Origin of the sequence: Bacillus sp. SIMBA_031, from assembly GCF_046535225.1 — a bacterium.
Taxonomy (GTDB): domain Bacteria; phylum Bacillota; class Bacilli; order Bacillales; family Bacillaceae; genus Bacillus; species Bacillus velezensis.
The window spans coordinates 43,957-61,166 of record NZ_JAWRXC010000004.1 but is presented as its reverse complement, the minus strand read 5'-3'; the positions used below and the strand labels follow the sequence as shown (position 1 = coordinate 61,166).

Below are 17,210 nucleotides of genomic sequence, written 5' to 3'. Positions count from 1 at the left end.
ACTCAATTTCGCGTCACCTTATTTCTTATGTTAAAGCCTATGTCAATGATGCCTAAGAGGAGATACACGGACAAGATAAGCGGAAAAAGCACCCCCAGCACAATTGCTAATACAGGAACGGCTTTCGGCATCTCCATTTCGCGGCAATAGAAAAAAATAAACGCTAATCCTTGAATACAAATCAGCAAGCTGAGAATAAATCCCCCATTCAATGAAACCGAATACAGCATATGCCCTTTTTCTAAAGGCAGAAACCCTAATATCGTCACAATAAAATACAGAATGACAACGCTTTGCGGGAGTTTGAGCTCTCTAAAAGGCTTCATCTTCGGAAGATCAGGGGAAAATCGCCGTAAAAGCGGCCTTGCCATAGCATAACTGAGGAAAGAAAAAACGATGCCGGTCAATACGAGCACTGTCGGAAAAAGATATTGAACCGTGCTCAGCTGACTTTCCATCAGCTTGATCTGCTTCCCGAACTGGTCTCCATAACCCAGCTGCTTTGACATGGTTTCTGCTAAAGACAGCGACTCCCGAAGCTGGGACATGGCGGTATCAACCACATTCATATTAAGAAACACGATGCTGACCACAAAAAAAACGACGCCGCACAGCACATACGCCATAGCGCCGGCAGCAACCGCATAGCCGGGCTGTTTCTTTTTAAAATAATATCCCATGGCGATTCCCGTACAGGCTGCCGTAAAAGCGCCTGTAAGCCCGGTAAACGAACCTACAATAAAGCTGACAGGAAGGCTGGCAAGCCCCATCCATACCCCGGGCTTCAGACCGTGCCGAATGGTGTAAAGAATGATCGGCAGCGGCAAAGCAAAGAGAAGAATTGCCCCCAGTAAAGGGAGGTACACGACCAAAAGGGAAATGATTGCAAAAATACTGATCAAAATGGCGCCTTCTATTAGAGCCCTTGTATTTTTCACTTACTCACCTCAAACCTTGTATCATTCGAACATACGAATAGAAAAGAGCAGCTTAGACGACTGCTCTTTTGACGCCGCAATGTCTCTTTCAAGACCTGAATTTTCCATAAACTCTCCAAAATACACGTATATATTTTAACATAAGTCGAAATCGCAAGTAAAATGAGCGCGGACAGCCGCAATGTTCCATGTGAAACATGAAAACAGACAAACGGACATCCCAGTGAAAGAATGCCCGTTGTATCAGTGATCCTGATCATCCATGAAACCAGAAGTATCTCTGTTTTTCTTTTTGGTTTTTCGTACATATAACAAGACGATAACGATAAGTAAGAGAGTGGTCGCCTGCAAAACCCCGCTGCTGAAAAGGAAGAAGTTCTTTATCATGTCCCACATATAGTTTCACCTCTATTTCGTATTTCCTTTACATTGAGTTTCCCTTTCTGGAAACTTCAAAACATCAGGAACAACATCGGGACCGGGGCATATGCTGAAAGTGAAAATGAAGGATAAAGGAGATTCTTACACCATGACTGAGCGGAGAACATTAGCATGGCATGAAACGTTAGAACTGCATGAGTTAGTCGCTTTCCAGGCAAACGGACTTGTGAAATTAAAAAGAACAGAGCGGGACGTAAGCGATGCCAGATTAAAACAGCTTTACAGATTTTCCATCCATTCGCTGGAACAAAATCTGCGTGAACTGCTTCCTTTCTTCCCTGAAGCTCCCGCTTTTCGTGAGGATGAAACAGAAGAGCGCGCTGATTCCTCCTTTTACAGCGGCGGCCTGCTCATCCTGGCCAAAACATCTGTCCGCAATTACGCCGGAGCCATTACAGAGACGGCCACACCTCAATTAAGACACGTTTTCGTCAAGCACTTAAACACGGCCATCAAGTGGCATCAAATGGTCTTTGAGTATATGGAAGAACGCGGTCAATATCCGGCTTACAACCTGAGCGAATTGCTGAAGAATGACGTGCGCAACGCCAGAAAGGCCATCGCGATGAAATAAAAAAAAGCAGCAAGGAATTTAATCCTTTGCTGCTTCTTATTTTTGAGCGGACTGATCTTGAGGAGACGTTTTTTCCCGGTATGCCTCGAGAAACTCCCGGTTGGCATCTCCCCATTTCTTCATTTGCAAAACGATCGGTTCCAGCGACCTGCCGAATTCGGTAAGAGAATACTCCACCTTTGGAGGCACCTGCTGATATACCTCGCGATGCACGATGCCGTCCGCCTCAAGCTCGCGAAGCTGAAGCGTCAGCATACGCTGCGTAATGCTGGGGCAAATGCGCCGAAACTCATTAAACCGCTTTTTTCCGCCGATCATATGATAAAACAAAATACCCTTCCACTTTCCGCCGATAACGGAAAGCGTCAGTTCAACGGGACAACCTTCTTTATTCGGATATATGTTCATTTTTCATCCTCCATAGTACCTTTTTTGATACTATATGCTGATTAGCATCTGACTTACCCAGTATTTTACTCGCAACCCTCCCCAACTCTCAACAAAAATGCTTCTTTTTCACATCAATTTTTAAGGTTTTGAAGATTACACCCTCCTCAAGACGTGTTAAACTATAAAAAGATTGTTTACACTACAAAAAAGGACAAGGAGTTATTATGGAAAAAATTCTTATTTTCGGACATCAAAACCCAGACACAGATACCATTTGCTCTGCCATTGCCTACGCTGATCTAAAAAATAAACTCGGCTTCAATGCTGAGCCCGTCCGCCTTGGACAAGTCAACGGCGAAACACAATACGCGCTTGATTATTTCAAACAGGAAAGCCCGCGTTTGGTGGAAACAGCCGCAAACGAAGTAAACGGCGTCATCCTTGTTGACCACAATGAACGCCAGCAAAGCATCAAGGATATCGAAGACGTTCAGGTTCTTGAAGTTATCGACCACCACCGTATCGCCAACTTCGAAACAGCGGAACCTCTTTACTACCGTGCTGAGCCGGTCGGCTGTACGGCTACGATCTTAAACAAAATGTACAAAGAAAATAACGTGAAAATCGAGAAAGAAATTGCGGGCCTCATGCTGTCAGCAATCATTTCTGACTCTCTGTTATTTAAATCTCCGACTTGCACGGAGCAAGATATCGCAGCGGCAAAAGAGCTTGCTGAAATTGCCGGCGTAGATGCGGAAGAGTACGGCTTAAACATGCTGAAAGCGGGCGCCGACTTAAGCAAAAAAACTGTGGAAGAACTGATTTCTCTTGATGCGAAAGAGTTCACGCTCGGCAGCAAAAAAGTCGAAATCGCCCAAGTCAACACAGTTGATATTGAAGATGTTAAAAAGCGGCAGCCGGAATTAGAAGCGGCTCTTTCAAAAGTAATTGCTGAGAAGAACCTTGACCTGTTCCTTCTCGTGATTACGGATATTCTGGAAAACGATTCCCTTGCGCTTGCCATCGGTGATCAAGCGTCAAAAGTGGAAAAAGCATTCAACGTGACTTTAGAAAACAACACGGCTCTTTTAAAAGGCGTCGTATCCAGAAAGAAACAAGTCGTTCCTGTTTTAACAGACGCGATTGCAGAATAACCAACACACCCCGGAAACCCGCCGGGGTGTTTTTTTATTGCTCATTCATCAGACGGCCGTTTCGTAAGCGCTTTCTACGAAAATCATTTTGACGAAAACTAATATGTAATATATAATATATCACATGGAAGACGTTCATTTTCTAATTATTGTAAGTTAATGTCGCAACATCAGAATCGGGGGTGTCTATCCTGGAAAAACACGCTGCTCTTTCTTATTCACGAACAACAGGCATTTGGCTTGTGCTGACAGGAGCTATCTTATGGGGGGTCGCGGGAACGGTTGCCCAGTATCTGTTTCAGCACCGCCATTTTAATACAGAATGGCTGACTTCGGTGCGCCTTCTGGTGTCAGGGGCGCTTCTGCTCAGCATCGCGTACCGTAAAGAAAAAGGACGGATATGGGCTGTTTGGAAAGACAGACAGGACAGAATTCCCCTTCTTTTATTCGGGATTTTCGGAATGTTAGGCGTTCAATACACCTACTTCGCGGCAATTGAGTACGGCAACGCGGCCGCTGCTACCGTTCTTCAGTATTTAGGGCCAGCGATCATTACATGCTTTTTAGCGATTCGCGCAAAGAGAATTCCTTCAGCAAAAGAGCTTCTGGCCGTCTTATTGGCGGTTGCCGGCACATTCATTTTGGTCACGCACGGGAATGTCGGAAGCCTGTCCATATCCGGTCTGGCCGTCTTTTGGGGCATCAGTTCGGCGTTTGCACTGGCGTTTTACACCCTTCAGCCGCATCGTCTGCTGAAGAAATGGGGATCGGCCATTATTGTCGGATGGGGCATGCTGATCGGCGGGGCCGCCCTCAGCTTGATCCGCCCGCCCTGGACATTTGAAGGCGAGTGGTCCTTGCCGGCATACGCCGCGATTGTGTTTATCATCATTTTCGGAACGCTCATCGCTTTTTATTGCTACTTGGAAAGCCTGAAATATCTGAGTGCCTCTGAAACCAGCCTGCTCGCCTGTGCAGAGCCGCTGTCGGCAGCTTTTTTAGCTGTTATCTGGCTGCATGTTCCCTTCGGAATATCAGAATGGCTGGGTACTTTGCTGATTTTAGCCACCATCGCTTTATTATCTATCAAGAAAAAATAACCTCTCTTTTTTAGAGAGGTTTTTTCCTAGGCCCAGAGCACCCCTTAGTCTCAATTACCCATATATTAAAAGGTCTTTTTTCATTTTACTATCATCCAAAAGAGGAAAATAGACCAGTTGTCAATAGAATCAGAGTCTAATAGAATGATGTCGACAAGTAAATCATGCAGGATTGTTACTGATAAAGCAGGCAAGACCTAAAATGTGTTAAGGGCAAAGTGTATTCTTTGGCGTCACCCCTTACATATTTTAGGTCTTTTTTTCTGTAACAAACCTGCCATCCATGAATGCAGGAGGATCGAATCGGCAGATCGCAAAAAAAGGTACATACAAAAGGAGAAATGAACATGAACATCAAAAAATTTGCAAAACGAGCCACAGTTCTAACTTTTACGACTGCACTTCTGGCAGGAGGAGCGACTCAAGCCTTCGCGAAAGAAAATACCCAAAAACCTTACAAAGAAACGTACGGCGTCTCTCACATCACACGCCATGATATGCTGCAGATCCCTAAACAGCAGCAAAGTGAAAAATACCAAGTGCCTCAATTCGACCAATCAACAATTAAAAATATCGAGTCCGCAAAAGGACTGGATGTGTGGGACAGCTGGCCGCTCCAAAACGCTGACGGAACAGTAGCTGAATACAACGGCTATCACGTCGTGTTTGCTCTTGCCGGAAGCCCGAAAGACGCTGATGACACATCCATCTACATGTTTTATCAAAAAGTCGGCGACAACTCGATCGACAGCTGGAAAAACGCGGGCCGTGTCTTTAAAGACAGCGATAAGTTCGACGCCAACGATGAAATCCTGAAAGAACAGACACAAGAATGGTCCGGTTCTGCAACCTTTACATCTGACGGAAAAATCCGTTTATTCTACACTGACTTTTCCGGTACACATTACGGCAAACAAAGCCTGACAACGGCGCAGGTAAATGTGTCAAAATCTGATGACACGCTCAAGATCAACGGAGTGGAAGATCATAAAACGATTTTTGACGGTGACGGAAAAACATACCAAAACGTTCAGCAGTTTATCGATGAAGGGAACTATACATCCGGCGACAACCATACGCTGAGAGACCCTCACTACGTTGAAGACAAAGGCCATAAATACCTTGTATTCGAAGCCAACACGGGAACAGATAACGGATACCAAGGCGAAGAATCTTTATTTAACAAAGCATACTACGGCGGCAGCACAAACTTCTTCCGTAAAGAAAGTCAGAAGCTTCAGCAAAGTGCTAAAAAACGCGATGCTGAATTAGCGAACGGCGCCCTCGGTATCGTAGAATTAAACAATGACTACACATTGAAAAAAGTCATGAAGCCGCTGATCACTTCAAACACGGTAACTGATGAAATCGAGCGCGCGAATGTTTTCAAAATGAACGGCAAATGGTACCTGTTCACTGATTCACGCGGTTCAAAAATGACGATCGACGGTATTAACTCAAACGATATTTACATGCTTGGTTATGTATCAAACTCTTTAACAGGTCCTTACAAGCCGCTGAACAAAACTGGTCTTGTACTGCAAATGGGTCTTGATCCTAACGATGTGACGTTCACTTACTCTCACTTCGCAGTGCCGCAAGCCAAAGGCAACAATGTCGTGATCACAAGCTACATGACAAACAGAGGCTTCTTTGAGGATAAAAAGGCAACATTTGCGCCAAGCTTCTTATTGAACATCAAAAACAAGAAAACATCCGTTGTTAAAAACAGCATCCTTGAACAAGGACAGCTTACGGTTAACAACTAATAACAACAAAAAGAAAATGCCGATACTTCATTGGCATTTTCTTTTATTTCTAAACAAGATGGTGAATTCAATCATGGCACGAAAATGGCCCATTGTAATATTGATCTTTTTGGGTGCGTTCCTGTTTGTCGGCTTACTGCCGCACAAAAGCCACAATTCCTCTGACACATACACGGAGCATAAGAAAGATTACCGGGCGGCGTATCATTTTACGACCCCGGACAAATGGAAAAACGACCCTCAAAAGCCCATTTTTTTCGAGGGGAAATATCATTACTACTATCTTTATAATCGGGATTACCCAAACGGCAACGGCACAGAATGGCGGCACGCCGTATCAGAGGACTTGGTGCACTGGACGGACGAAAGCACGGCTATTCCGAAATACACCAACGAAAACGGCGATATATGGTCCGGTTCTGTCGTCATTGATAAACACAACACCGCGGGCTTCGGCAAAAACGCGCTGGTCGCCGTCACAACGCAGCCGACAGCCAAAACAAAAGCCCAGGAACAATATTTATGGTACAGCACGGATAAAGGAAAAACGTTTACTTCCTATAGTGATCAGCCCGTGATGAAAAACCCGGGAACTAAGGATTTCCGGGACCCGAAAGTGATCTGGGATGAACAGGATGACAAATGGGTGATGGCCATGGCCGAAGGCGAAAAAATCGGTTTTTATGAATCACCCGATTTAAAAAATTGGACATACACGGGCGGTTTTATCACTCAGCAGATCGGCCTCGTCGAATGCCCCGACCTTTATATGATGCGTGCAGATGACGGAACAGCCAAGTGGGTTCTAGGCGCAAGCGCAAACGGCAAACCCGCAGGCAAACCGAATACGTACGCGTATTGGACCGGAAACTTTGACGGGAAGGAATTTACCGCCGATCAAGAAGAACCGCAATGGCTCGATTACGGCTTTGACTGGTACGGCGGCGTCACATTTGAAGACGGTAATAGCGAAGATCCGCTGACAAAACGCTATGCGCTGGCATGGATGAACAATTGGGATTATCCGAATGAAACACCGACACTAAAAAACGGCTTTAACGGTACGGATTCTATCGTCCGTGAAATCCGCCTTCAGAAGCAGGACGGCGGCACATACAGCCTTGTGTCAGAGCCGGTTGTAGCATTGAACCAATTAACATCTTCAACTGACAGCATAGAACACAAACAGGTGAACGGTTCAGAGACACTGCCGATCAAAGGTGATATATATCAGCTTGATATGGACATCGCTTGGTCAGATATCAAAAATGCAGGCGTCAGACTCAGAGAATCAGCAGACCAAAGCCGGCATATTGATGTCGGTATTTCAGCAGAAGACGGCAATGCCTATGTGAACAGATCGTTTACAGACCAGCCTGATAAAACCGGCGCATACGCCGAAAGCAAAGCCCCATTTGACGGAGACAAAGGGCGCGTCCACCTGAAAATTCTCGTGGACAAAACAAGTATTGAAGTATTTGCAGACGACGGAAAAACCGTTCTGACAAATGAAGTGTTCCCAAAACACGAAGATCAGGGAATCACGCTCTTTTCTGAAGGCGGCTCCGCTGACTTTCAGCATATTGAGATGAAGCATCTCGGTTCGATTCATTCTTAGACGTCCCTCTTCATTTCTAACCGGCGCCCGGACTGTGGTAAAATGCAAATATGTATACTACGATTCATGAGGTGTTCCATTGGATAATCAAAACAAAGAACCTGTGCTGAAAAGAACCATCATGCGGGACGAAGTGTATCGCACACTCAGAAATTGGATCATAACGGGCAAGCTCAAACCGGAAACAAAGTTAAAGGACAAGGATTTGTCGGAAACATTGGGAATCAGCCGCACCCCGATACGGGAAGCCTTATTGCGGCTGGAAGATGACGGCTTGGTGATAACAAAAGCGAACAGATGGACGCTTGTCGCTCCGATTGAGTTAAAAGAAGCGGAAAACTTGTATTCCATCGTCTGGACGCTTGAAAAACTCGCATTGCAGCAAGCTCTCCCGCATGTGGACGATGCCGTGATTCAGGAATTGAAACAACTGAATGAAAATCTTCTTCAAACAATGAAAGAGGGCGATAAACCGGCCATCCTGGAAGCGGACAATGCATTTCACCATCGCATCATTCTGCTTGCGGACAACGCCGAACTTCACAAATTGCTTGTAAGCCTGAAAGTCAAAATTCAGAGAATGGAAATCCGCTATTTCAGTGAAAACGGCGCTTTAAACAGATCATATAATGAACACTCTGATATCATTCACGCATTAGAACAGCAAGATGCCGCCGCTGCTTTTACAGCGCTTGAAGCGAATTGGAAAAACAGTTTAGAACGGCTGCAGAACATGGCATAGCAAACGAAAAAGCCAAATCACTCATATGATTTGGCTTTTTTACTGATATCACAAGACAGCCGCGTTGGCTGTCTTATTTACTTTTTGTTTATATATAAATACATACCGTAATCCGTCGGCACAGAAGCATACCCCATCTGTCTGAGCATGGCTGTTATATTCCCGCGATGATACGTTCCGTGGTTCACAACATGGAGGATCATATCGGCCGCTGCGGTTTTCATGATGTCACCTGACGGATGCTCTATTTCAAGGGGGCGGCTGATATTTTCTTCCTTTTGCAAAAATAATTGATACCGGTCTGATAATTCCGAGAACATATCTTCCAGCTCTTCTATCTCTTTAGACAAGATGTCCTCTTTTTGCTGTTCAGCTGATTTCAGCGTATCCTCCAGACGCTCTCCGGAGAACACATCAAACCACCCCTTATCCGACAGATACACATGAGTCAATACACCGGCTATCGACGGAAAGACACTTTGAATCTCCTTACGGTACACATCCCCCGGAAGCTCTTTAAGCCGGGTGAATATTTGCTGATTTGCCCAAAGATGATAATCATACAATTGCAGTGCCAGATGTTCCACATAACCCTCTCCTCTCTCGATATAGAACGTATGTTCCTAATTATACTACACTACATGCGGCTTTGTACCATCTTCTTCATTCGCAGCTGAGAAAATCCGATAAAAGCCGAAATTAATAAGAGAAGGCCTGCGCCAATATAAATAAACCGCACGCCGAATACATCCGAGATGACCCCCGTTCCAATAATGGAAAACATAAAAATGAACTGAACTAAAGCTGATCTCGCCGCTAATATATTGACCCGTGTCTTTTCGGTCGTGATGTTTTGCAGTAATGTTTCCTGCGTGAGATCTCGTAATACACAAGCCGGCCCCATACACAGCACCAGAAAAAGGGCCGTAACGGCGCTTGTGATCAACCCATAAATAAACGTGAACATTCCATATGCCAAGGCTCCCGTCAGCATAAGCGGAATGAGATGATGCTGAAACTTACCGGATAACTTATAGATGATCAGTCCGCCGATCATCGTCCCCGCATAATAGACTCCGTTGACATACCCCCACCAAGCCTCTCCTTTATGAAGGACCTCATGCACATAAGTCAAGGACACAGACCCGATCCATATCATGCCTGCCCACGATTCGATCACATCCATCACAATGAGAACCCTGAGCTGTTTTTGCTGAAATAAATACACCCAGCCGCTTGCCGCATCTGCAAAAAAGGAACGTTCCCTGACTGCTGCCGGCGCACACATGCGTACTTGAAGAAACAGAATGATGCCCAAAACCGAAGAAACCAATAACATGACAGTGATGATCATTGTATCGCTCTCTCCCAAGAACGCTATGATGACGCCGCCGAGAGACCACCCCGCAAACTGAACGGTCTGATCCGCCGCAGATAATAAACCGTTCGCTTTCGCCCTTCGATCAGGAGGAATGATTTCCCCAATCAGCGCGCTTTTTATCGGAGCAAACCATCCGTTGCAAAAAGAAATGCCTCCGATCAGACAAAATAGCAGAAAAAAGAATGCGGATGAACCGGTTTGGATGACAAAAAACAAACAGACTAACAGTGTGATCTGTATCAATTGAGAACCGATTAACAAAGAACGAAGCGTGAACCGGCCGGTGACCAGCGGCAAAACGGCGCTGCCCAATACACGACATACAATGCTGACGAACGTCATAAGAGAGGCCATCGCCGTCGAACCGGTTTTTGTAAACAAAAACAAGATGACAGCCATCGTATATAGTGAGAACCCCAAGTTGATAGCGGTCTGGCTGTATAAAATAGCATAATACGCCCTCTTCATATTCATCCTCTGCAACCTCACTCCCCAAAGCCGAAGCGTGCAGGCATCGGCTTATTTTTTCGTTTACTTTCTCTCCTTAGTGGGAGGCTTTCGTATGTCAGGCTCTCACCTTTAATTTGATCTTCCTGCCTTCCGAAAAAGTAATCATGCTTAGGACAATGAAACAGCCTATCCACTGTATCCATGTTAAGCGCTCTCCCAAGAAAAAAGCGCCAAAGATGATTGTGATGATCGGGCCCATCATTGAAATCAAAGACCCTCTTACTGCCCCAATCCGTTTGATACCTTCCAGCATAAATAAAAAAGGAACGACTGTTGTAAATACAGCAATGATTAAAAAAAGGAAATATACGGGTGGCTGAAACGACCATAGCTCTGTCTGATAGCCAAAACCCTTTCTTGCGATTAAAAAAAGCACCATAGCAATGCTTGCTAAGGACATCCCATATGCATTCATACGGATACTCCCTACTTTGCGAACAAGCTGACCGGATAAGACCAAATAAAGTCCGTAAACCGCGGACGACAGAAGAACGAGAAAAGCGCCAAATATATTAGCACTCAATTCGTGCAGATTCCAGCCGCCAATGGAAAAAAAGATTCCTATGCTGACCACAACGACTGAAATGATGTCTGAAGCGGTGATTTTCTCCATTTTTCCAAAAAAAGAGATAATCATGACAAAAATCGGATAACTCATAACGAGCATCCTTTCTACAATAGCTGAAACATAATGCAGCCCGATAAAGTCCAACAGCGGTGATAGAAAAAAAACGAGCAGACCCGTGATCCCTGCTCTGACTATATCAGCCTTTGCCGGTTTTTCAGATAATTTTGCACGATACATAAGAAAAATGATGCAAAAAAGAGGGGTTGCAATCATTTGTCTGAAAAATAGCGTTGACTCCGGGGTGGCTCCGAATGTGTAAGCCCACTTAATAAAGATCGACTTTGAGGCAAAACACAGCGTACCAACAATCATAAACAACATTCCGGCGAGAAACGGATGGTTTAGTTTTGGCGGAGTATTCACTTCGATTTTGCTCATAGATTTACACCTTTCCTTAGTATGAAAGAAATGAAACACCCTGGCTCATAGCGCAAGGTGCTCAAGGTTATTCTTTTTATCATACATTTAATTTAATATTATTTATTTCGATTCTGTAAGCAGTTTCCCTTTTTGTTTTATATACCATAATGCATTTCTATCAATAATTTTAGAAATACTGGAGTCTGAAGCGGAAACAGCATTTTTTAACAATTCATCAATAACGCCAAATGAAAAATACTTTCCTTTCTCATTTTCAAAGTTTTTTTGTAAATAATAGGTTCCTGAAACAGTGTAACCGCCTATTTTGACTTTCTTGCACTTTGCAAAAAAATCATCAATATTAAAAAGAATGTCTACAACTTTCTCTCTCATAGAAGGATGACTACTTAGTGCTTTTTTTACTTTTTCAGCGGTTAGAAAATCTATGATTTCATATTTATCTTTCAAAAACAAAGATGTAAATGTGATTAAATGGAAATTCTCGATAGGTTTTATAATAACTGTATTTGTCCCTTCGTAAATATCAATAAGCGTATGTAAGTTCATCTCTGTGATGTTTCCGACTAAAATTTTTTGACCCGTGTCCAAGCGTGCTGGTGTATTTTCTAAATACATATAAGCATTTTTGGTTTCTGTATTTTGTGAAAACGAGGTGATTGTGGTGTCTGCACCAACTTTCTCTAATACTCTTTTTGTTACTTCGACCTCACCTTCAATTCTTCCCAAAGTTAAAATAGAGTCAGTTCCTGCTTGACTGAAACTCATAGTAATATTAGAAATTAATTCAATGGTCTGCAGGTAATCTAATTGACCGGAACTGTGTTTAATCCCCCATGTTCCGTCCTCATTTAATCCAATACTGAATGGATCCACTGTGATATGGAGAGTCCCCTTAGGATAACGTGCTCGTATTGTCTTAAACGCATCAACATGGTCCTTTAAGACATCATATATATCCCAGCAGTTATCAGAGGGCTTTCCGACAAGACGGAGAGTTATCGAATAAATCCCATGAGATCTTACCTCTTTTATAAATTCAATTGAATTTTCAACAGAACGATAAGGATAATCATCCATATTTTTCATTTCCCTGGTGGTGTCGCCCTGTAAATAAACATCAACATCAATCGGTTGTGATAATTTATCCGCACTTACCTCAACCTCAAAATCTTGAGTCAATCTTCTCGATGTTCTCCTTTGATCCCATTTACCAAATTCCGAGTGTTCAAATAATTCTATCATGGTTAAAGCACCCTCTCTACGTATTTGATAAAACAAATTATAGAATTATTCGAAAAAATAATAACCGATGAATGGTATGAATTTTATTAGTGCAAGTCCTTTTTGGGTATAAGGTATTCCCTAAGAGCATTTAGTCAGTGGCATTATTGTTTTCAGGCAAATCAGCAAATACTCATGCTGCTTAAAGAGCTTCCGGGCTTCAATGAAATAAAGAAATCAGCGTCATAGCAAAATACGCATCAGCTGGCCAAAATGCCAGCGCGTGATGGGCATCGCCTGGATAAAAGGGGCAGATTTTTATCTCCTGCTGCTGAAACGTTCAAACAGCATGTGATTGAACATTTCGGCTGAACAATGCCGTCTTGACGAAAAAAAGCCGATGCGTGCAAGCATCGGCTTTCAAACTAAACTAAACATCATTAAATATCAAACGACTAAGAACAAGGGATACAAAAGCCGCGGCGGCCGAAACTGTTTTTCAAAACAGAATAAAAAAAGAGGGCTCCCATTCCGGAAGCCCTCACTCCGTTCTGCCTACGCCAATAAAAGAAAAATAAGCGCTAAAACAGCCGGAAGTCCTTGTTTTACGATAATTGATTTGTTTGAAGTAAAGCCTCCGAAAATGGCCGCGATGACCACGCAGATGACGAAAAACATTTGAATCATATGGCCAATCGGATCAGCTCCGAGGATCAGCCCCCAAATGAGGCCGGCAGCCAGAAATCCATTATACAGACCCTGGTTTGCAAACATGACCGCTACATTCCGATCACCTTCTAAATGCTTCGGCAATTTGAAGGACCGCTTGGCTGCCTTCGAATTAATAAAAAACATTTCAAGTATCATGATAACTATATGTTCTAAAGCTACAATTCCGACGAAAACAGCTGCTATCATGTCCACTGTCCCTCTCCTCTCAGCTTCACTTCAAATTTATTTCCATTGTGCGATTGTTTCGATAGGAAGACGGTAGGACGCATATCCTTCGTCTGCCGCTTTTCCGATTGATAACAGCATGACCGGTACATAACGCTCTTTATCCATTCCGAAAACCTCGGCAATCTTTTCTTTATCGTAGCCGCCGATCGGGTTTGTGTCATAGCCGTGCGCGCGTGCCGTAAGCATCAGCTGCATGGAAACGAGTCCTCCGTCAATCAGAATCGTTTCACGGTTCACTTGCTCCGGAAGTTTTTCAAAATGCGCCGTCAACGCAGCGATTTGTCTGTCTTTTACTTCCTGCGGCATGTAGCCCAGTTCGACCGCTTTTGAATAAATTTCTTCTAAATAGTCATCACTGTTCATATCTGCGAAAACCGCGATCACCGCAGATGATGTGCTGACTTGTGTTTGGTTAAAGCTGGCAAGCGGCGCGAGTTTTTCTTTTCCTTCAGGGCTGTCAATGACGAGAAAACGCCACGGCTGCGCGTTGACTGAAGACGGCGCTGTCGTTGCTTCTTCCAGGATTTGAGTCATTTCTTCTTTGCTGATTTTAACAGCCGGATCGTAATTCCGAATGGAACGGCGGCCTTTCATAATGTCCATAAAGTCGTTTGTTTTCAGTTCTGTTTTCATGTGTAAAACACTCCTATGCTTTCATATTTTCTATATTATTCTGCATCTGTGACAATACGTTTTTTAACATACTGCGTTCTTCTTCGCTGACACCGGCAAGCATTTCCTTTATGAAACGCTCCTTCTCCTTTTTGGAAGCCTCAATTCTCTCCCGCCCCTGTTCAGTAAGCCGGACAAGTATAATTCGGTTGTCCTCGGGCTTCCGCCTTCTTGTGACCATTTCTTTGGCTTCAAGCTGTTTCAAGTGTCTTGTCACGGCTGCGCCATCAATATTCACCTTTTTCTGAAGATCGCTTTGGCTGATCTCATCGACGTAAAAAAGCACGGCGAGAAGCTCAAGGCGGGATTGGCTGATTCCGGTGCACGCTTCAAACTTCGTGCCGATCACTTTATGCAGTGATTGGAGCTGATATAAAATCTCGCCTTCCTCTGAACAACATGCTGTCAAAACCCATCCCCACTTTCTTTTGCGCAATTAATTGACTAGTCAACGTTTGATATATCAACAATATACAGCCTTCATTCTAATTTTGCAAGTTTTTTCTCCTTTTTTAAAAAAAGCTGCCGATTAACGGCAGCTCGCTTCTTAATGATTATGGACTTTTCTGAAATTACTGCCTTTTACTTCTGCGACATCATATACCGTCACAAAGGCTTGTTTATCAATGTCATTAATAATTTCTTTCAGTTTGGTTTCTTCCAAACGGTTGATGACACATGTGATTTCTTGGAATTTTTCATGAGAAAAACCGCCGTATGCTTCTTTATAAGTAGCGCTCCGGCCCAATTCTTCACGAATGGTCTCTACCATTAATGCAGGCTCATTGGTGATAATCTGAAATGTTTTAGAACCGCTTAAGCCTTCCTCAACCACATGAATCACCTTAGATGCAATGTAGTAAGCAATGACGGAAAGCAATCCGCCTTGCAGCCCGAATACAAAAGAAACAAAAATAAACACAAACATGTTTAAAAATAAAATGAGGTCGCTCGTGCCAAACGGCAATTTCCGTGACAGAAGCACAGCCAGCATATCAATTCCATCTAATGCGCCGCCGTTGCGCAATGCCAATCCCATTCCAAAGCCGAGAATAATCCCGCCGACAACGGTGATTAACAGGGTGTCTCCCTCGATGATAGCCGGTGTGTGGTGGAAAAAACTCGTGCCCGCGGCAAGTGAGACAATACCGATAATGGATAGAAACGCAAAACCTTTCCCGATTTGCTTATATCCCAACCAGACAAACGGTATATTGATCACCGCAATTAAGATCCCAAGAGGCAAATGAAACAGCTGTGAACCGACAATGCTGAGTCCGGTTACACCGCCGTCAGATACACTATTCGGAATCAATACGGTTTCCAGTCCATACGCGGCAATAATTCCGCCGATGATGACCATGATGGCCCGTACGATTGATTTCACTCTGAATTTCTTACGTCTTTGTTTTTCGATTGTACTCATATCATTCCCCGCTTCAATTATTTTTTCTTATTTAAATATACCATAATTGATACTTTTCGTTAAAAATAAGCCTATCGGCTATGTTGAAGCAGGAACCGAGGACGGAGATTTCACAGATAACGTATCCATTTATGACTTTAATCATTCACCAAAAGGAATTAATAACCATCAATAATCTCTTTTATTCCCCTTCTTCACATATTCCCAATCATGTTCTATATTTTTTCTCACCCGCTGAAGAAGGCTGAAAATGGTTTCTTTTTCCTCAGACGTAAAGCCGGACAGGGCTACTTCCGCAGAGTGCTCTCCTTCTCTTTGTAATAACGGATAAACCTTTCTCCCTTTTTCGGTCGGGAACAGTTTTTTTATTTTTTTATTTTGATCATCAGGACGCTTTTCAATAAACCCTTGTATTTCCAGTTTTTTGATTGCTCTCGCCGCTGTTGTTCGGTCAACTTTAATCATTTCCGCCACTTTTTCCTGTATCACTCCCGGATTTTCACAAATACGCACAAGGTAGAGATACTGCCCTTTTGTTAAGTCTAATTCCTTAAATTCAATATTGCTGATGGAATCCAGTGCCCGTGCGATCATGCCGATTTCCCGCAAAATATCAGTCATATCTTTTCAAACCCTTCGTATTTTTGATTTGCAATATAATTGTTTTATCGTTACTTCTATAAGACCACAAGCAAGCCGTGCAGTCCAGACTAATATGTGAAAAGGATTGATTGATCATGAGGATAAAAAGAATAACAACGGAAATTGATTTGCAAGCAGCGCTTGAGATTAGAAAAGCAGTATTCATTGAGGAACAGCAAGTACCTGAATCCGATGAATTTGATCAGTTCGATACGCTTGGGGAACAGTGCGGGCATGTCTTGGTTTATCATGAAAGTCAGCCTGCCGGCACAGGACGCGTCCGCATTGTAAACCATACAGGCAAGCTCGAACGAATCTGCATCCTGAAGCCTTACCGCAAATACGGGTTGGGCAAAGTAATCATAAGCGAATTAGAAAACATGGTAAAAGAAAAAGGCATCACCCAATGTAAACTGCATGGACAAACACATGCGGAAGGCTTTTATCACAAACTGGGCTATCAGACAGATTCACCGGAATTTATGGAAGACGGCATCCCGCATGTCTTGATGACAAAAGAGCTGTGAGCTGTCACTAATGAGCTGCCAAACGGCTGTATGAATTATTTACCGAAAGCCTTGTATAAAGGCTTTTTTTCATATTCTGAAACTCACAACTAAAAGGTATGTGTGCGCAGCCGGTGCTTGTCACAAATGGCCGCCA

19 protein-coding genes and 1 pseudogene are annotated in these 17,210 nt (G+C 43.6%); 8 read left to right on the top strand and 12 right to left on the bottom strand.

All coding sequences use genetic code 11. The features are described from left to right. Window positions 1-2 precede the first annotated feature (2 nt). Window positions 3-938 carry a YybS family protein gene (locus SB724_RS13030; protein WP_109567348.1) on the bottom strand — a complete coding sequence of 312 codons (936 nt, stop codon included), beginning with the start codon at window positions 936-938 and terminating at the stop codon, window positions 3-5. 243 nt (window positions 939-1,181) lie between these two features. Further along, on the bottom strand, window positions 1,182-1,334 hold the full coding sequence (locus SB724_RS13025) for a hypothetical protein (RefSeq protein WP_004393059.1): 153 nt from the start codon (window positions 1,332-1,334) through the stop codon (window positions 1,182-1,184). A 133-nt stretch (window positions 1,335-1,467) separates the two neighbouring features. On the opposite strand from SB724_RS13025, the gene SB724_RS13020 reads away from it, so the two are divergent. Next, window positions 1,468-1,953, top strand: a complete 486-nt coding sequence (locus SB724_RS13020; RefSeq protein WP_082998551.1) for a spore coat protein — start codon at window positions 1,468-1,470, stop codon at window positions 1,951-1,953. A gap of 36 nt (window positions 1,954-1,989) precedes the next feature. Here SB724_RS13020 and SB724_RS13015 read toward each other — a convergent pair whose 3' ends face one another. Continuing rightward, window positions 1,990-2,361 (bottom strand): winged helix-turn-helix transcriptional regulator, encoded by a 372-nt coding sequence (locus SB724_RS13015; RefSeq protein ID WP_007615010.1) that lies wholly within the window; start codon window positions 2,359-2,361, stop codon window positions 1,990-1,992. 206 nt (window positions 2,362-2,567) lie between these two features. Between SB724_RS13015 and SB724_RS13010 the strand changes: the two genes are divergently transcribed. From SB724_RS13010 to SB724_RS12990, 5 genes are all read left to right on the top strand, one after another. Beyond that, window positions 2,568-3,497, top strand: a complete 930-nt coding sequence (locus SB724_RS13010) for a manganese-dependent inorganic pyrophosphatase (protein ID WP_004393053.1) — start codon at window positions 2,568-2,570, stop codon at window positions 3,495-3,497. Window positions 3,498-3,679: 182 nt separating this feature from the next. Continuing rightward, complete coding sequence (locus SB724_RS13005; RefSeq protein ID WP_323054509.1) at window positions 3,680-4,597, top strand: EamA family transporter; 918 nt, start codon at window positions 3,680-3,682, stop codon at window positions 4,595-4,597. A 347-nt stretch (window positions 4,598-4,944) separates the two neighbouring features. Then, window positions 4,945-6,366: a glycoside hydrolase family 68 protein gene (locus SB724_RS13000; RefSeq protein WP_032875393.1), complete on the top strand. Its 1,422-nt coding sequence runs from the start codon at window positions 4,945-4,947 to the stop codon at window positions 6,364-6,366. 73 nt (window positions 6,367-6,439) lie between these two features. Next, entirely contained in the window at window positions 6,440-7,984 is a 1,545-nt protein-coding gene (locus SB724_RS12995; RefSeq protein ID WP_410571431.1) for a glycoside hydrolase family 32 protein, read from the top strand. A gap of 79 nt (window positions 7,985-8,063) precedes the next feature. Continuing rightward, window positions 8,064-8,726 (top strand): GntR family transcriptional regulator, encoded by a 663-nt coding sequence (locus SB724_RS12990; protein ID WP_410571429.1) that lies wholly within the window; start codon window positions 8,064-8,066, stop codon window positions 8,724-8,726. A gap of 77 nt (window positions 8,727-8,803) precedes the next feature. Here SB724_RS12990 and SB724_RS12985 read toward each other — a convergent pair whose 3' ends face one another. From SB724_RS12985 to SB724_RS12970, 4 genes are all read right to left on the bottom strand, one after another. Beyond that, window positions 8,804-9,313: a DinB family protein gene (locus SB724_RS12985; RefSeq protein ID WP_410571427.1), complete on the bottom strand. Its 510-nt coding sequence runs from the start codon at window positions 9,311-9,313 to the stop codon at window positions 8,804-8,806. A 50-nt stretch (window positions 9,314-9,363) separates the two neighbouring features. After that, window positions 9,364-10,581, bottom strand: coding sequence for an MFS transporter (locus tag SB724_RS12980; RefSeq protein ID WP_410571425.1), 1,218 nt, complete (start codon window positions 10,579-10,581; stop codon window positions 9,364-9,366). 91 nt (window positions 10,582-10,672) lie between these two features. Further along, window positions 10,673-11,623, bottom strand: coding sequence for a DMT family transporter (locus tag SB724_RS12975; RefSeq protein ID WP_095271394.1), 951 nt, complete (start codon window positions 11,621-11,623; stop codon window positions 10,673-10,675). A gap of 102 nt (window positions 11,624-11,725) precedes the next feature. Next, on the bottom strand, window positions 11,726-12,868 hold the full coding sequence (locus tag SB724_RS12970; RefSeq protein ID WP_410571422.1) for a delta-aminolevulinic acid dehydratase: 1,143 nt from the start codon (window positions 12,866-12,868) through the stop codon (window positions 11,726-11,728). A 226-nt stretch (window positions 12,869-13,094) separates the two neighbouring features. Here SB724_RS12970 and SB724_RS12965 point away from each other — a divergent pair. After that, window positions 13,095-13,219, top strand: a pseudogene (locus SB724_RS12965) (LysR family transcriptional regulator); the annotation flags it as partial. Window positions 13,220-13,402: 183 nt separating this feature from the next. On the opposite strand, the gene SB724_RS12960 reads toward SB724_RS12965, so the two are convergent. The 5 genes from SB724_RS12960 to SB724_RS12940 form a co-directional block, all read right to left on the bottom strand. Further along, window positions 13,403-13,771: a DUF1304 domain-containing protein gene (locus tag SB724_RS12960; protein ID WP_265972517.1), complete on the bottom strand. Its 369-nt coding sequence runs from the start codon at window positions 13,769-13,771 to the stop codon at window positions 13,403-13,405. A 30-nt stretch (window positions 13,772-13,801) separates the two neighbouring features. Further along, window positions 13,802-14,440 carry a nitroreductase family protein gene (locus SB724_RS12955; protein ID WP_004393039.1) on the bottom strand — a complete coding sequence of 213 codons (639 nt, stop codon included), beginning with the start codon at window positions 14,438-14,440 and terminating at the stop codon, window positions 13,802-13,804. 13 nt (window positions 14,441-14,453) lie between these two features. Further along, window positions 14,454-14,915: a MarR family winged helix-turn-helix transcriptional regulator gene (locus SB724_RS12950; protein ID WP_169510223.1), complete on the bottom strand. Its 462-nt coding sequence runs from the start codon at window positions 14,913-14,915 to the stop codon at window positions 14,454-14,456. Window positions 14,916-15,026: 111 nt separating this feature from the next. Then, window positions 15,027-15,905 (bottom strand): YitT family protein, encoded by an 879-nt coding sequence (locus SB724_RS12945; RefSeq protein ID WP_265972516.1) that lies wholly within the window; start codon window positions 15,903-15,905, stop codon window positions 15,027-15,029. Window positions 15,906-16,073: 168 nt separating this feature from the next. Next, window positions 16,074-16,526, bottom strand: a complete 453-nt coding sequence (locus tag SB724_RS12940) for a MarR family winged helix-turn-helix transcriptional regulator (RefSeq protein WP_007615031.1) — start codon at window positions 16,524-16,526, stop codon at window positions 16,074-16,076. A gap of 116 nt (window positions 16,527-16,642) precedes the next feature. Here SB724_RS12940 and SB724_RS12935 point away from each other — a divergent pair, with 116 nt between their 5' ends. After that, on the top strand, window positions 16,643-17,074 hold the full coding sequence (locus SB724_RS12935; RefSeq protein ID WP_032875371.1) for a GNAT family N-acetyltransferase: 432 nt from the start codon (window positions 16,643-16,645) through the stop codon (window positions 17,072-17,074). The last annotated feature ends 136 nt before the right edge of the window (window positions 17,075-17,210 follow it).

Coding starts and splice junctions, on each gene's coding strand:
- SB724_RS12945 (WP_265972516.1), bottom strand. CDS start 15,905: ATGAGTACAATCGAAAAACAAAGACGTAAGAAATTCAGAGTGAAATCA.
- SB724_RS13010 (WP_004393053.1), top strand. CDS start 2,568: ATGGAAAAAATTCTTATTTTCGGACATCAAAACCCAGACACAGATACC.
- SB724_RS12970 (WP_410571422.1), bottom strand. CDS start 12,868: ATGATAGAATTATTTGAACACTCGGAATTTGGTAAATGGGATCAAAGG.
- SB724_RS12980 (WP_410571425.1), bottom strand. CDS start 10,581: ATGAATATGAAGAGGGCGTATTATGCTATTTTATACAGCCAGACCGCT.
- SB724_RS12955 (WP_004393039.1), bottom strand. CDS start 14,440: ATGAAAACAGAACTGAAAACAAACGACTTTATGGACATTATGAAAGGC.
- SB724_RS13000 (WP_032875393.1), top strand. CDS start 4,945: ATGAACATCAAAAAATTTGCAAAACGAGCCACAGTTCTAACTTTTACG.
- SB724_RS12935 (WP_032875371.1), top strand. CDS start 16,643: ATGAGGATAAAAAGAATAACAACGGAAATTGATTTGCAAGCAGCGCTT.
- SB724_RS12940 (WP_007615031.1), bottom strand. CDS start 16,526: ATGACTGATATTTTGCGGGAAATCGGCATGATCGCACGGGCACTGGAT.
- SB724_RS13025 (WP_004393059.1), bottom strand. CDS start 1,334: ATGTGGGACATGATAAAGAACTTCTTCCTTTTCAGCAGCGGGGTTTTG.
- SB724_RS13020 (WP_082998551.1), top strand. CDS start 1,468: ATGACTGAGCGGAGAACATTAGCATGGCATGAAACGTTAGAACTGCAT.
- SB724_RS12995 (WP_410571431.1), top strand. CDS start 6,440: ATGGCACGAAAATGGCCCATTGTAATATTGATCTTTTTGGGTGCGTTC.
- SB724_RS13015 (WP_007615010.1), bottom strand. CDS start 2,361: ATGAACATATATCCGAATAAAGAAGGTTGTCCCGTTGAACTGACGCTT.
- SB724_RS12975 (WP_095271394.1), bottom strand. CDS start 11,623: ATGAGCAAAATCGAAGTGAATACTCCGCCAAAACTAAACCATCCGTTT.